The sequence below is a fragment of the Hyphomicrobium sp. MC8b genome (genome assembly GCF_905067615.1).
In the GTDB taxonomy this organism is placed as follows: domain Bacteria; phylum Pseudomonadota; class Alphaproteobacteria; order Rhizobiales; family Hyphomicrobiaceae; genus Hyphomicrobium_B.
Genome location: NZ_LR898465.1, coordinates 2,700,252 through 2,713,651, shown reverse-complemented (window position 1 = coordinate 2,713,651; position 13,400 = coordinate 2,700,252). Strand labels below are relative to the sequence as shown.

Genomic DNA, 13,400 nt, shown 5'->3' with positions numbered 1-13,400 from the left:
AAAGCGTGCCGCATTTGCCACCCATCCGGCAGTCCGTAGTACTCCGCTCGACCAATGCGGAACAAAACCTCCATGCCGCCGGCCTGTGAGTCGTTGCCGAGGTTCCTTCTTCTGCGTCGGAGAGCGAACTTAATCGGCCTTCTCAAGGTGACGTTGGCGGAACTGAGCAGGCCCTTCGCCAGCGATTTGCCCAAACGCCTTTGCAAAAGCGCTCAGCGACGAATAACCGACTTCGATCGCCACATCGCTCACCCGTCTTCCGCGAATCAAAAATCCCATGGCCATCTGAATTCGCGCCTGCGCAAGCCAAGCTTGCCAAGTCATGCCGGTTTCTCGCGCGAACGATCGACGAAAAGTGCGTTCCGACTGCGCTGCGATTGCTATGGCCTTCGATAGCGAAACAGCGCTGAGATCAGCCAAGGCATAGTCCATGGCGCGGCGGATAGATGGATGTTGAGCGCCGGGCAAGAACAACGGAAGTTCGCTTTCCAGCCATTCACCGCACAGCAGCGCTAACGTGCGTAAGAAGCTGTCAGCCAGCGGATCGCTCTTGCTGGCGCCGAGCGGCCAACGAACTGCATGCAAGATCATTCCCTGCATCAAGCGGCTCCCGATCAAAATTCGCACATGCCGCGTCTCGTCTTCGATGGCATCCGGCGAAAAATACAGGGAGGCAACGCCACCCGTAACCAGGGAGCGATGCAGGGTTTCCGCGGGAATCCATGCCGCGCGGCCTTGCGGAAGGATATGACGCCCGCGTCTCGTCTCAATCTGCGCGGGACCGCCCGTCGCGTAGATTAATTGATGGTAGTCGTGTGCGTGCCAATCGTAGAGAACGTCGCGCGCCGCATCGACGAAAGCAAAGCCGACGCCGGACGGCCTGTCGAGGCCGTAAGCGTGAAGGGCGTTTCGGGTTTCAAGGGCATTGAGAGTCTGCATGGCCGATTTTCGCTCTTATCTGGCCGGCGATCGTTAGCCGGTCCGATCGCTCGTGGCTATCATTCTGTTCGAACAGAGAGGATGATATGAGCACCGATACCCATAACCAGCGCATCGTCGACCAGTTCACCCGCTGGGCGAAACCGTTTTCTGAACTTCCTATTCACGCCGAGAGCGGAGCGATGACGCGTACGCTTGAGGCTTGTGAGTTGAAGCCGAAATTGGATGTTCTCGACGTCGCTTGCGGCCCGGGCATTCTTGCCTGCGCCTTGGCACCCCATGTGCGCACCGTGACGGGCATCGACATAACGGCCGCCATGATCGAGCAGGCGCGGGCGCGGCAGATGAAGGCCGGGCTGCAAAATCTCGAATGGCATATCGGTGATGCGGCTGCACTGCCCTTCGAGACAGGCAGCTTTGATCGAGTGACGACGCGTTACAGCTTTCATCACATGCCCGAACCTGCTGCCGCGCTCGCGGAAATGAAGCGCGTATGCCGTCCCAACGGACGCATCATTGTCATCGACGCGACGCCTTCACCAGAAACGCAGTTTGCCTACGACGAAATGGAGCGGCTGCGTGATCCCTCTCACGCAAGTGCGTTGACCCTGGAGCAACTCCGTGAAATCGGCAGGGAGGCTGGGCTTGGCGAAGTCATCGTCGATGCTTATCGTCTCGAAGCCCAGCTCGACACACTGGCAGAAGCATCCGATATGCCTGCGCTTACCACGATGTTCGATGCGGACATCGCGTCCGGCAAGGATCATATTGGCGTTGCAGCCTGGCACAGCACGACCGGCATCCGGTTCCACTTCCCCATTTCGATCATTGCATGGGAGCCGCGGAGCGTGGGCGGATGAGCCGCAGGCTCTTCGTCGGCGCGTCGTCCGCTCGATCTAACGCAATTCTCCATAGTCCGTCAGCCGGCAGCCAACACGATCGCAGCGCCAAAGCAACGCGGGACGCCGCTCCCGCGCCCCGCTAAATTGCCTAGCAGGATGGGCATGAGGGGGAAGTGCCGAAATGAACGTGCTGCACGGCGTTTGCGGGCTCGCGGGCCTGTTGCTGATCGCATGGATTTTCAGCGAGAACCGTTGGCGCGTGCCGCTGCGTGTTGTCATCGCCGGGGTCGCCTTGCAGATCGCTTTGGCATTCCTTTTCACCAAATTCCCGCCGGCAACGAAAGCATTCCTGCTGCTGAATGATGGCGTCACGGCGCTTCAGCAAGCGACCGACACGGGAACGGCATTGGTTTTCGGCTATCTCGGCGGCGGCGCCACGCCTTTCGTTGAAGCGCATCCGGAAGCGAGCTTTGTGCTGGCATTTCGCGCTTTTCCACTTGTTCTCGTGATTAGCGCCATCGCGTCGGTGCTGCTGTATTGGGGCATTCTGCAGCGTATCGTCGGGGCGCTCGCATTCGCTTTGCGCCGAACCCTCGGGATTGGCGGCGCACTCGCGCTTGGCGGAGCGGTGCATATTTTCGTCGGCATGGTGGAAGCCCCGCTGCTCGTGCGGCCCTACCTCAAGACGATGTCGCGCGGTGAGCTTTTCGCGCTGATGAGCTGCGGCATGGCCGGCATTGCCGGGACCATGATGGTCATCTACGCGGCATTGCTGGGCTCCGTCATCCCGGACTCGCTCGGGCAGATTCTGATTGCCTCAATCATCAGCACGCCGGCGGCTCTCGCCATCGCGGCATTGATGGTCCCCTTCGTTCCGGACCCAAAGGAAGCGAGCGAGCTTTCGCTGTCGGATCCGCCGCACAGCACGATGGAAGCGATCGTCCGCGGAACGATCGATGGTATCAGCATCGTCGCGACGATCATCGCCATGCTTATCGTGCTTGTCGCTCTCGTCAGCCTTGTAAACCTTGCGCTTGGCCTACTGCCGTATTCCGGCACGCCACTTACGTTGCAGCAGTTGTTTGCCTATGCCTTCTGGCCGCTGCTCTGGCTGATCGGCATCCCCGTCGCGGACCTTTCGACGGCATCTCTACTGATGGGCACGAAGACCGTGCTGAACGAATTCGTCGCTTATCTCAACCTCTCGAAGTTGCCGGCCGACGCTCTGAGCCCGCGCACGCGCCTGATGATGACCTATGCGCTTTGCGGCTTCGCCAATTTTGGCAGTCTTGGAATTCTTGTCGGCGGCATGACGACGATGGCGCCCGAGAGGAAAAACGACATCATTTCGCTCGGACCGCGCTCCGTACTTTCCGGCACGCTCGCGACGATGATGAGCGCAGCCGTCGTCGGAATGATCAACTGACGCGCAGCCGACGCCCATTTCCTTAAGAAAACATGCAGTTCGTGGTGTGAATTCGAAAAATATAGCACCACGGGTACTGGGAACCGCCGTTTCTGTCACTACGTTCTCTATCGGCGTGGGCAGGGGGCTGCCTGCTTCGAGGGATGTTCCCGATGAGGACACACGGATATTCGGCCGAAGAGTTGTCGCGTTTTTATGCCGTCTTGGATCGCGCCGTGCGCGAAGCAGCAGAGCGCGAAATCGAACTCTCCATTCCCACCATGGTGCAGCGCCTGTTCTTTGCCGCAGACCACGGCGAACGTGAAGCCGATAGGCTCATCGCAGCCATATTTGGTGATGCGGCAACGGTTGGTTGTGCCTCCGCTGCATAATCAAAAAATTGTTCCGCGTTGCGAAACAAATTCCCCGCTCGCGCGTATCTGCTTCGATGATGGGGGTCACTCATGGCATTACATCCCATGGGATACGAGCTGACGCAGCGGGCCATTCGCATAACCTATGAGCGTGCGGTTGATGCCTATACTGTCGAAAGCGCGGTTCGTTATCACAGCGAACTCGTCGATCTTCTCGCGATCGAAGCGATGATCGTCAGAATGAGCGACCAGAACGAGACCACGAAAAAGGCGGCGATCGACGACATTACCGCCTGCGCCAGTTATCATCGGGACGTCGTTGATCGGCTGACAGACATCATCGAATCCAACCGGCAGCTGAGTTGGCGCCCCTGACGCCATGCAAAGTCGGAGCTGGGGGCGATGTTGTCCAGCCATCGTCTTGATGCGCACCTTCTGTATGCTGTTGATAAATTCCGCCTCCGGCTTGCCTCGAATCGCTCACAAGCGGACGTTGCATACGTCTCCCATCATTGGCAAATTTTGGTGAGATCTACACCCCGGCAGCAGCCCTCGCTCGTCCGGGGTGTCCTTTTATGAATTGCCACGCTCCGCTCGCGCGGTGCATTCGGAAGTCGATCCAAAAAATTTATCTGACTCTCGGAACCTCGAGGCAGCGAGAAGCGTCCTTGCTCGTGCCACGGTTCTGGCGTTCCCCCGCGCCAATTTCCTACATCGTGGCCGACCCCAGAACACCCCGGCTCCCCCCGCGCCGGGGTGTTCCCTTTCTGCCCGGGCCGGATGTTTCTTAAATGAGCGGTTGGTGAGCGGCGGATTGCATATTTGCGCGCGAGTACCCAACTGCGGGTAATGCCCTCCGACCGCGTTCCTCAGCCTGATTTGTTTGGTCCGCTCACCTTGCCGGGACTTCGCTATCGCGACGACTTTCTGTCCGAGGATGATGAGAGCGGCCTCATTCGCCACATCGATGCCGAAGACCTCGCGCCATTTCGCTTTCAGCAGTGGACCGGCAAGCGCCTCACGGCGACGTTCGGCTGGACCTACGATTTCGAGACGGGGAGGTTCGGCCCCACGTGGCCACTGCCAGCATTTCTCACGCCGCTACGCGAACGCGCCGCGCAGTTCGCCGGGCTGTCCGCCAGCCGCCTGGAACAGGCGCTTCTGATCCGTTACGACGCTGGCGCGGGGATAGGTTGGCACCGCGATCGTCCGGTCTTCGGGGAGGTCATCGGGATTTCGCTTGGATCGCCTGCGCCGATGCGTTTTCGGCAGCGGCTCGAAAAAGGTTTCAGGCGGACAACCGTTCCGCTTGCGCCGCGTTCGATCTATTTGCTGTCCGGGGAGGCCCGGCATGAGTGGGAACACAGCATCGATGCGCTGCCTGAGGCGCGATGGTCGATCACCTTTCGGACGCTATCGAAAAAAGGCCGGGTAAAAAGCTCCCGGCCTGAGTAATCCATGTGATCGTTTAGAAGCGCCGCTGCGCGGCATCGATGAGTTCCGAAATATATCTCTTCGCACGCCCCTCGATCTGCGCCGGCGAATACCCTTCCTCACGCAGACGAGCGCGTAATTTCTGGACGGTATCGACAGCGCCCGAGCGCGCCATATCCACGGCCCGATCGAAAGACGCAAACTTCTGGGGATGCGTGCGCCGGTATTGCCAGATTACCGCGCCGACAGCGAATCCGATCGCCCCGGCCGCGATAAGCGCGACAGCCGGTTTGTTCAGACCGCCGTCTTCCGTGTTTGCAGTTTCGTCGTTCGCATTTTCATCCGGCGTGTCGTGTGCATACGTCATCTTGAAATCACTCTCTCTGGTTAAAAGATCACGAGGTGTGCGGCTGCTGTTGAGCCTGGGACTTGTCGCCGTCGTCGGAAAAACTAAAGACGTAAAGTCCGGCCGCGACCGCCAGAACCAGCGGCCAATTCTTTGTTGCGGTCCTGAGTAACGCGGGAAGCAGGATAGGTGCGGCCGTCGATACGATGCCTATCAGCTGCTCGTTATCGAAAAACGATTTGGTGGCGTCGACCGGCTCTTCGCTTGCTGCCGCCTCCGGCTCCTCGTCCATAAGCGGGGACGAGCTGCGGAGTTTGACGACAATCGCAATGATGCCGCCCAGAACAACGAAAGCTGCGGCAACGATGAGATTGCCGATTTCCGCACCGTAGGTCCGATTGACGTAAATCGACAAGCTCGCCGCGCCAAAGCCAAGCGCGACGATAAACGGAATGGTAATCAAAATCCGATTGCCAAGATCGGCAATCGCATTGTCAACGCTGGCCTCAGCTCTCTCGAACAGGCTTGCAAACATAGACGCGCTCCGAGCTTAGGCTTTCCAAATGGCGCCAAGAATGAAACCTGCGGCGACAGCCATGCCGAGCGTCGTCAACGGTTGCTCCGCGACGGATTTATCGACTGCGTTCGAAAAATTTTTCGCGACTTTCTGCATACCGTCGCCAAGCTCTGCACCCTTCGACGCCAGCCGCTCGCCCGTATCCTGCAGATTGGCCGCCGTCCGTTCGAGCGAATCCATGGCGCGAATACCGGCGTCCACCGCCTTATCGGTTAAATCGTGTGAAGCTGATCTGACGTTTTCCGAAGTCTCTGAACTGGCCATGCCCGTTCCTCCCGAAACCAAAACGATTTGCAACGCCAACGCCTCCCGGCGATCGTTTGTTCCGGGGCAATATCTTCAGGACGCTAGGCGATAGGACGCATGCCGATCATCTTGCGGATCGCAGGGACGGCGTCGCGCTTCCTCGCTCTCATAAAGGCGGTTCAATCGCTCCAGGATCGGAATGGAGGTCGTCCAATCCATGTCGTCCTGCAAGATGCGTTTCAGATCTTCCGCCGATCGTTCGGCAAAAATTTCGACCCAATGCACGGGCTCCGCAAAGTTGCGCGGCAACGGGCCGAAGGACCTACGCAAACTCGAATTTTTTTCGCTCATTGAGGGGTAATGCCGTCTACGGACGGAGGTTCCCCGACGCCACCCGCAGCGTCCGCCCCGCGCTATCAAGTCAATGATCGGAAAACGAGATTCCGTTCTCATAAATTCTCGTAACCGAAGCTGCGTAGTTCTGATGCGGTGCCTTTCGACCTCCCAGCCAGGCTGTCTCTTTCTGAAGCGCACCTTCGCAGGCCGCTAACCGCCCCACAAAATAGCCGTGCCAAGACACCCTCCGGCAAGCTTCGTCAGGCACACTCGCAGCGATGATTGCGGAAAGGCGGAGATTGCCATGAAATGGCTCGGGATCGTAGCGGTTGCCTGCACGATGTTTGCCGGAGCGGCAGCGGCCGGCGAGATGGACGGCCGTCGCCCGGGTGGCCCAGGTGGCGGCGGGCAGAACCCCTGGAGCCAGAACTCCGGCGTCTTCGTCGATGTACCCTGGTCGGCGATCGACAACGGCAACAATTCCGGCATTCCGCCGCGCAGCGACTATGAGATCCACTGTCGCGACGTCCGTCACAGCTGCTTCGGTCAGTTTGGAGTGAGCGAGCCGGGCTATGGCCAGTGCATGGCAAGCCGCGGCTGCTAAAGCGTAAGACCTTCCGGGCGCGGAGTACGCCCGTTTACGCCTCCACTTTATCCTGCGTTTTCGTCTCGAAATCGCTGGCGTCGTGGCGCTCGCGCAATTGCTGATTGAGCGCCCCGGAAATGCGATTGACCATGCGGCCGCGTTTGACGGCAGGACGTTCCGCGATGGTGTTCGCCCAGCGGTTGACGTTGGTGTAGTCCTGAACCTGCAGGAACTCGGCCGCACCGTAGAGATCACCGCGGACAAGATTGCCGTACCATGGCCAGATCGCGATATCGGCTATTGAGTACTCGTGCCCTGCCATGAAGGCATGCGCCGCGAGATGGCGCTCCAGGACGTCGAGCTGTCGCTTGGTCTCCATCGCGAAACGATTGATCGCATATTCGATCTTGATCGGCGCATAGCTGTAGAAGTGACCGAGGCCGCCGCCGAGATAGGGTGCGCTACCCATCTGCCAGAACAGCCAGTTCAGCGCTTCTGTGCGCGCATCTGGATCGGGAGGCAGCAGCTCGCCGAACTTTTCCGCAAGATAAAGAAGAATGGCGCCAGACTCGAAGACACGCCGCGGCTTAGGCCCACTGCGGTCCATGAGAGCTGGAATTTTCGAGTTTGGATTGACCTCGACGAAGCCGCTGCCGAACTGATCGCCCTTGTCGATGCGGATCAGCCAGGCATCGTACTCAGCGCCTTTATGGCCGAGCGCAAGCAGCTCTTCGAGCATGATCGTGACCTTCTGGCCATTCGGCGTCGCGAGCGAATAAAGCTGCAGCGGATGCCGTCCGATCGGAAGCTCCTTGTCGTGCGTCGCTCCGGCGATCGGACGATTGATGTTGGCGAATTGCCCACCGCTTGGCGCGTCCCAAGTCCAGATTTTCGGCGGGGTATAATCGGATGAGTTTGTCATGGCTGGGATTCTTGCATTGAAGGACATGGCGCCGCTTCGGTCGTAACAAGTGGACGGGAAGCCGCTTCATGCGCCGGAGCGCACCCAACATGACCCTTATCATCCATTGGCGCCAGCCGCACGCCGAGACGACAAGCGCGTCGTTTTGCAACGCCGCCCGCCTCGGCGCCGGCATGTAGGCCGGACATCCGGAGCGGGTACGCATTTGTCCGCTTAAGCGGACACCAGCAGCGTTATGCTGCTTTCTGCCATTTCGCGGGTCCCTGGGCCTTGAGCTGTTCTTCGAAATCGCCCACGCCGAATGGCAGAACCGGCTGCAGTTGGTCGTCGAGAAAGACGAACAGAACGTCCTCGGCGTTTCGGAAGCTGAAGAACACGATCACGTCGTCCTCGCCGCCGCCTTCGAGATGCGGATCGCCATTGGCTACGCCGACGACATAACTGCCGACGGGGCGGATTTCTTTCATGTCGCCGTTCGGTTTGTAGAACCTCAGCTCTCCCTGCAGCACCAGCGTGATGTAAGGCACTTTGTGCTGGTGAAGCATTATTCTCGACTGCGCACCGAACTTGAAAATGGCGTCGACGATGCCGTTTTTGCGGTCGACATTGTAGACGTAGAACCAGAGGTCATCGAAACCCTCAAGCTGCCGCCAAGCAATATTGCTGTCATCGAATGTGTTGCCGGACACGACGTTCCTCCGTTGTTTCGCGATGATGTCTGGGCGCAATGCAGCGTCCTGAACGGAACATCGGCTAGCAAGCCAGCGCCGACTACGGCGAAAAGCCCAGCGGTCGCCGGGCAAATTTCCCGACGAAGCAAGTCGGCGCTTCACGCGCTGTCGGCGCCCCGATAGATTGTGCGCAGCTTGAGACTGCTATCGCTGGAGTGTGCAATGACGCTGAAGTGGCTGCTCGTTCGCCGGATCACGCTGGTCGCCATAGCCTGTCTTTTCGCCGGATCGCTCATCGCTATCTATCGCGTGGCAAGCATCGCAAAGCACCAGAATGAAGAGCTGGCGCAATCCGTCAGCCGCCAGCTCAATCTACAGCTCCTTCGGATCGACACGATGCTCGACATTCCGAAGAGATTTCCCGATTGGGACTTGGTCACCAGCTACGCACTTCAGCCGGGACAGTGCGTGCAGCTATTGAAGCAGGACGGGTCGGAATGGAGAACGAGCTGTTCGGGCGTCGACACGGTTTCGAACCCGTCGCCGCAATGGTTCATCGACGCGTACAGATCTTTCGCCGGCGGCGAGATGCGGGTATCTCGTCCGGTTTCATATCGCAACAAAGTTGCGGGCAGCGTGGTCGCAACCTTCAATCCTGCCGCGATTGCCGGCGAGACGTGGCACACCATTGCGCCGGTATTCGGCTTCTCGGCTTTGCTCGTCTCGCTGCTTTGTATCGTCACGTACTACGTGATCGATCGCGCACTGCGCCCGACGACGGTAATCCTAGACCGCATCAATCGCTTGGCGAAGGGCGATCTCTCCAGCCAGTTGCCATCCTTCCGTGTCGTCGAAATCAATCGCATCAGCGAAGTCTTCAATGCGCTCGTCGCCGATCTCAAGCGCGCGTCGTCGGAGCGTGCCGAGCTTGCGCGCCGCCTGGTCGACGCTCAGGAACAGCAGCGTCGCCACATAGCGCGCGAGCTTCATGATGAAATCGCGCAGAAGCTCAGCGCGCTAAATGCCCTTGCCGCCTGTCTCAGAATTGCGGTGCAACACGACGCGACGAAGCTCGAAGGCGAGGCGAGGGCGTTGGAGGACATGGCATCGAGCCTGATGACCTCTCTGCGCAAAACCTTGACGTATCTTCGTCCGCAGGAAATCGACGATCTCGGATTGCTTCCGAGCCTAGAAGGCCTTGTGGCCGCTTATAACACGGAGGCGAAAGGCCGGACGCGCTATACCATTGAGACGAGTGGAGACGTTGAAGAACTCAATTCCGAGACCAGAGCGCACGTATATCGGATTATCCAAGAAGCCTTGAACAACGCTGCCAAACACGCCAATGCGCAAAACGTCAAGGTAACGCTCAACCAGTTTCGCAATGTGGCTGGCGAGAAAATAGAACTGGCGGTGACAGACGACGGTATCGGGCCGATGCCCGACGCCAAACAAAAAACGTTTGCCGGATCGGGATTGATCGGCATGCGCGAACGCGTGCTCGCGTTGAGCGGATCGCTGGATGCCGGGCCGCTGGAGCAGGGAGGCTTTGGGCTCCATGTGCAGTTCCCGTCGCACGTGCATGGGAGCGCCGCATGAGAAATATCCGTGTGCTGCTGGTCGATGACCACGCCGTGGTCCGCGAAGGCTATCGGCGCCTGATCGAAAAGCATGACGGCATGGAAGTTGTTGCCGAAGCCAGCGATGCCTCGTCCGGGTATGCAGCCTTCAAGGCCGCGAAACCGGACGTGGTCATCGCCGATATCTCTATGCCGGGTCGTGGTGGTATCGATCTCGTACGCCAGATCCGCCAGCTCGATCCGCATGCCCGCGTTTTGATGTTCACGATGCATGCCGATGCAACTTACGCGCAGCAGACATTCCGGGCCGGTGCGCGGGGCTACATCACCAAGAGCAGCGCGCCGGATGTGCTGATCAATGCGATCCGCAGCGTTTACGCGGGTAAGCCGGCGCTGTGCGATGAGATCAATCGCATCATTGCCGAGAGCCGCGTGATGGATGACGTCTCGCCGATCGACGCCTTGACGCCCCGCGAGTTCGAGATCCTACGCATGATCCTCGATGCCAAGGCGACGGATGAGATCGCGAACGCCTTCAACCTCAGTCCGAAGACGATTGCAAATCATCACTACACGATCAAATCGAAGCTCGGCGTCCAGTCCGATATCGAGCTCGTCTACCTTTGCATGAAGCACGGATTGATCGCATCGGTGTTGGCTTCGGCATCGATTTAGACGCAATTTTCGGGAATTTTTTCACTTCGCGGAGTGGTGCGATGCAATGACGAATGTCCGCGTGACGAGCGAACTTCCGCTTGCATGAACTCCGTGCAACTGCCTACATGCTCGGCACCGGGGCTTATTCAAAATATTGTCAGCTGCGTTGCCCCGCTGCGTTGCTGTCATCCTGGGACTGCTCGGCCGTAAAGGCTTGGCTCCAAGCGGAAAGCGCGACCGTATCGCGCCGCAAGGTACCCACTATGACGTCACTCCAAGACCTTTCTATTTTGATCGTCGACCCAAATGGCGAAGCAGCCTTTGGACTGCGGCAGTCGTTTATTGCTGCGGGTGCGAAAGCACACGTCGTCGAAAGCCTCGCATTCGCAGAGCGTCTTCTCGATGCAAAAAATATAGACGCTGTGGTTCTGCCGTATTCGCAGGATCCGCAGACGATCGGCTTCTGCCGCATGCTCTCTGTGCGCAATATTCCGTCCGTCTTTACGTCGGAGCCACCTGCGCGCTATCCGACGCGTCAGCAGATGTCAGGCGCGATCATCGCCGTCAAAGGCCTGATCGACGAGAGTGGTCTGCAGACCTACCACTCCATCAATTGACATCGCAAAAAAAAACGCCGAGCGCGGAGTGCGCTCGGCGTTGTCTTTCAGCTATCGCACAAACCGACACGTGGGCGCGCGAAGGTTGACTAGTCTTCCTCGTCCTCGTCGGGGACGGCCTCGTTCTCGTCTTCCCGTTCATCGTCAGAATCGTCATCGTCGCCCGGATAGGATGGTGCTTCCAAAGGCTCGCCGGGCATTTGCACTGGCACCGGCGAGGGCTCGTCCGGATCGAATTCTTCCGGCTCAACGACTTGCTGCTTCCGCTTGTCCATTGTCTCTTTCTCGCTCTCGAAAACGCCTTACCTGAAATATTGTGCGTTCTGGGATTAGATCCAGTGGGCCGGCATACGCGTCCTTTGAGTTACGTCAGACGCACCAGCATCGTGTCAGGACCTCCGATGTCGGAAACGATCTTCGTGGCAAACGCATCGTCTCCGCCGACAACGATATAGGCGAATTTCAGCGCCTTGGCTTTTGCCGCTTCGGCGCCAGGCGTCAATTCGTGAAAGACAGAGCGGTTGAACATGCCGTCGTCCAAGATCTCCGCGATCGCCGGACAGGCGTAATAATAATACTCCCGCTGCTGCTCGATCGTGTCGATGAAGATCGATCCGAGCGCCTCCATAATAGCGCGCCGATTGCGATAGGTCGGGCTACAGGCAACGAGGATGCGCAGTGCGCTCGGGGGGGACTTGTGACGGCTCATGTTAAACAATTCCGCGATGTTGTCGGAACTCGAACGCGCCTCGAACCATTTTGCGCATGGCCTATGACAGGCATGAGCGTACTGATCACGAGGTGCGGCGAACGCACATAGCGGCCAAGCCGGTGATTAGGCGAGCGAAAAAATGCGGTCAGCGGGACGCCACGGTGTCGCGCAGCCTGCATTCGCTGTGGCTCATGCTCAAAACGACAAGAAGGTCTGACGAAAGTAGGATACCCAAGCCAAGGAGCACCGCAGTGGATAGTCGCATTTCGCAATTGGAGCGCGCATTCGAGCTGGCAAGCTCGGGCCGTTGTGCCTCGGTCGCGGACATCAAGCGCAAGTTGCGTGAAGAAGGCTATATGGACGACCAAGTGGAAGGGCCGTCTCTGTTTAGCCAACTCAACACTCTCATGAAAAAATCGAATGGCCACGCGTCGCGCAATGCGGCCCGTCCGTCGAGTTCGGGTTCGAGCGCAGCTTGAGCAAATCTCCATAAGTCTGGACGCACCCCGATCCCTGCCAATCGGGGTGCTCCATTCCGCTACGGCCTTCTGGGGCAGTCGCACTGAGGGATCGTGCGTGCCGTAGCCCCGGCTTTACCAACTGCGGTGGTTTCGGTTCCATCAACGTGAACGCAAGCGCTTCTGGACGGGTGTCTCGAGGACACGCCGGGAACTCCCCGTGAGCGCTGGCCGTTGCCTCATCTCTCAGGAAGAGGTGGCTATATGGAAAGTTTCTCGATGGTGCAGGCAGGGCGATGGTTGTTTGGTGCCATTTCGATTTGCTGTTTCGCAGCAACTGTGACCGCTGCGGAGGCGCAAACGACGGAGCCCACGCCGTCTCAAAAACCGAACTCTCAAAAACCGGGCGGCCCGGCAAAGCAATCCGGCGATGTCCCGCTGAGTAAGAAGCTCGATAGGAATGACGGCGTGATCAAGCCGCCCCACGGCATTGATCCTGAAATTCATCAGGCGCCCCCGGCGAGAACCGGCGATAAAATGCCGGTCATCATCCCGCCGGGCGAGCCGGGAGGCGATCAAAGCGTCCAACCCAAATAATGCCGCCTACGGATCATACGGCGTCCCTTTACTTTTCGGTAAGCTCGTCGATCGCGAATTGGCAATCTTCGAAGAGAATGTTGGCATATCATTCGTCTACA

20 protein-coding genes are annotated in these 13,400 nt (G+C 58.7%); 11 read left to right on the top strand and 9 right to left on the bottom strand.

Going from position 1 to position 13,400, the window contains the following annotated elements:
• Window positions 1–129: 129 nt before the first annotated feature.
• Window positions 130–939: an AraC family transcriptional regulator gene (locus ACLB1Z_RS13265; protein WP_409560289.1), complete on the bottom strand. Its 810-nt coding sequence runs from the start codon at window positions 937–939 to the stop codon at window positions 130–132.
• 86 nt (window positions 940–1,025) lie between these two features.
• Here ACLB1Z_RS13265 and ACLB1Z_RS13260 point away from each other — a divergent pair, with 86 nt between their 5' ends.
• The 5 genes from ACLB1Z_RS13260 (at window position 1,026) to ACLB1Z_RS13240 (ending at window position 5,015) form a co-directional block, all read left to right on the top strand.
• Window positions 1,026–1,799: a methyltransferase domain-containing protein gene (locus ACLB1Z_RS13260; RefSeq protein WP_409560288.1), complete on the top strand. Its 774-nt coding sequence runs from the start codon at window positions 1,026–1,028 to the stop codon at window positions 1,797–1,799.
• Window positions 1,800–1,962: 163 nt separating this feature from the next.
• A complete protein-coding gene (locus ACLB1Z_RS13255; protein ID WP_409560287.1) occupies window positions 1,963–3,207 on the top strand; it encodes a NupC/NupG family nucleoside CNT transporter in 1,245 nt (414 codons plus the stop codon).
• 152 nt (window positions 3,208–3,359) lie between these two features.
• Window positions 3,360–3,578: a hypothetical protein gene (locus ACLB1Z_RS13250; protein WP_409560286.1), complete on the top strand. Its 219-nt coding sequence runs from the start codon at window positions 3,360–3,362 to the stop codon at window positions 3,576–3,578.
• A gap of 72 nt (window positions 3,579–3,650) precedes the next feature.
• Window positions 3,651–3,935 carry a hypothetical protein gene (locus ACLB1Z_RS13245; protein WP_409560285.1) on the top strand — a complete coding sequence of 95 codons (285 nt, stop codon included), beginning with the start codon at window positions 3,651–3,653 and terminating at the stop codon, window positions 3,933–3,935.
• Between the two features lie 447 nt (window positions 3,936–4,382).
• Window positions 4,383–5,015, top strand: a complete 633-nt coding sequence (locus ACLB1Z_RS13240) for an alpha-ketoglutarate-dependent dioxygenase AlkB (RefSeq protein ID WP_409560284.1) — start codon at window positions 4,383–4,385, stop codon at window positions 5,013–5,015.
• A 13-nt stretch (window positions 5,016–5,028) separates the two neighbouring features.
• On the opposite strand, the gene ACLB1Z_RS13235 is transcribed toward ACLB1Z_RS13240, so the two are convergent.
• The 4 genes from ACLB1Z_RS13235 to ACLB1Z_RS13220 all read right to left on the bottom strand — a co-directional run bounded on the left by ACLB1Z_RS13235 (window position 5,029) and on the right by ACLB1Z_RS13220 (window position 6,448).
• Window positions 5,029–5,361 carry a hypothetical protein gene (locus ACLB1Z_RS13235; RefSeq protein ID WP_409560283.1) on the bottom strand — a complete coding sequence of 111 codons (333 nt, stop codon included), beginning with the start codon at window positions 5,359–5,361 and terminating at the stop codon, window positions 5,029–5,031.
• 28 nt (window positions 5,362–5,389) lie between these two features.
• Window positions 5,390–5,875: a hypothetical protein gene (locus tag ACLB1Z_RS13230; RefSeq protein WP_409560282.1), complete on the bottom strand. Its 486-nt coding sequence runs from the start codon at window positions 5,873–5,875 to the stop codon at window positions 5,390–5,392.
• 15 nt (window positions 5,876–5,890) lie between these two features.
• Window positions 5,891–6,181 carry a hypothetical protein gene (locus ACLB1Z_RS13225; RefSeq protein WP_409560281.1) on the bottom strand — a complete coding sequence of 97 codons (291 nt, stop codon included), beginning with the start codon at window positions 6,179–6,181 and terminating at the stop codon, window positions 5,891–5,893.
• A gap of 75 nt (window positions 6,182–6,256) precedes the next feature.
• Entirely contained in the window at window positions 6,257–6,448 is a 192-nt protein-coding gene (locus ACLB1Z_RS13220; protein WP_409560280.1) for a hypothetical protein, read from the bottom strand.
• Window positions 6,449–6,803: 355 nt separating this feature from the next.
• On the opposite strand from ACLB1Z_RS13220, the gene ACLB1Z_RS13215 reads away from it, so the two are divergent.
• The gene (locus ACLB1Z_RS13215; protein WP_409560279.1) at window positions 6,804–7,103 is read left to right on the top strand and encodes a hypothetical protein; all 300 of its coding nucleotides are present in this window, start codon (window positions 6,804–6,806) and stop codon (window positions 7,101–7,103) included.
• Between the two features lie 34 nt (window positions 7,104–7,137).
• On the opposite strand, the gene yghU is transcribed toward ACLB1Z_RS13215, so the two are convergent.
• Both yghU and ACLB1Z_RS13205 read right to left on the bottom strand, forming a co-directional pair.
• Entirely contained in the window at window positions 7,138–8,007 is an 870-nt protein-coding gene (yghU, locus tag ACLB1Z_RS13210) for a glutathione-dependent disulfide-bond oxidoreductase (RefSeq protein ID WP_409560278.1), read from the bottom strand.
• 233 nt (window positions 8,008–8,240) lie between these two features.
• Complete coding sequence (locus tag ACLB1Z_RS13205; RefSeq protein ID WP_013948096.1) at window positions 8,241–8,696, bottom strand: hypothetical protein; 456 nt, start codon at window positions 8,694–8,696, stop codon at window positions 8,241–8,243.
• Window positions 8,697–8,900: 204 nt separating this feature from the next.
• On the opposite strand from ACLB1Z_RS13205, the gene ACLB1Z_RS13200 reads away from it, so the two are divergent.
• From ACLB1Z_RS13200 to ACLB1Z_RS13190, 3 genes are all read left to right on the top strand, one after another.
• Window positions 8,901–10,277 carry a histidine kinase gene (locus tag ACLB1Z_RS13200; protein ID WP_409560277.1) on the top strand — a complete coding sequence of 459 codons (1,377 nt, stop codon included), beginning with the start codon at window positions 8,901–8,903 and terminating at the stop codon, window positions 10,275–10,277.
• The gene (locus tag ACLB1Z_RS13195; RefSeq protein ID WP_409560276.1) at window positions 10,274–10,933 is read left to right on the top strand and encodes a response regulator; all 660 of its coding nucleotides are present in this window, start codon (window positions 10,274–10,276) and stop codon (window positions 10,931–10,933) included. Before ACLB1Z_RS13200 ends, ACLB1Z_RS13195 begins: the two co-directional genes overlap by 4 nt.
• Window positions 10,934–11,178: 245 nt before the next feature.
• Window positions 11,179–11,532, top strand: coding sequence for a hypothetical protein (locus ACLB1Z_RS13190; protein ID WP_013948093.1), 354 nt, complete (start codon window positions 11,179–11,181; stop codon window positions 11,530–11,532).
• A gap of 89 nt (window positions 11,533–11,621) precedes the next feature.
• On the opposite strand, the gene ACLB1Z_RS13185 is transcribed toward ACLB1Z_RS13190, so the two are convergent.
• The gene (locus tag ACLB1Z_RS13185) at window positions 11,622–11,807 is read right to left on the bottom strand and encodes a hypothetical protein (protein ID WP_409560275.1); all 186 of its coding nucleotides are present in this window, start codon (window positions 11,805–11,807) and stop codon (window positions 11,622–11,624) included.
• A gap of 89 nt (window positions 11,808–11,896) precedes the next feature.
• Complete coding sequence (locus tag ACLB1Z_RS13180) at window positions 11,897–12,241, bottom strand: hypothetical protein (RefSeq protein WP_409560274.1); 345 nt, start codon at window positions 12,239–12,241, stop codon at window positions 11,897–11,899.
• Window positions 12,242–12,297: 56 nt separating this feature from the next.
• Between ACLB1Z_RS13180 and ACLB1Z_RS13175 the strand changes: the two genes are divergently transcribed.
• The gene (locus ACLB1Z_RS13175; protein ID WP_409560273.1) at window positions 12,298–12,723 is read left to right on the top strand and encodes a hypothetical protein; all 426 of its coding nucleotides are present in this window, start codon (window positions 12,298–12,300) and stop codon (window positions 12,721–12,723) included.
• Between the two features lie 243 nt (window positions 12,724–12,966).
• Complete coding sequence (locus ACLB1Z_RS13170; protein WP_409560272.1) at window positions 12,967–13,299, top strand: hypothetical protein; 333 nt, start codon at window positions 12,967–12,969, stop codon at window positions 13,297–13,299.
• Window positions 13,300–13,400: the final 101 nt, after the last annotated feature.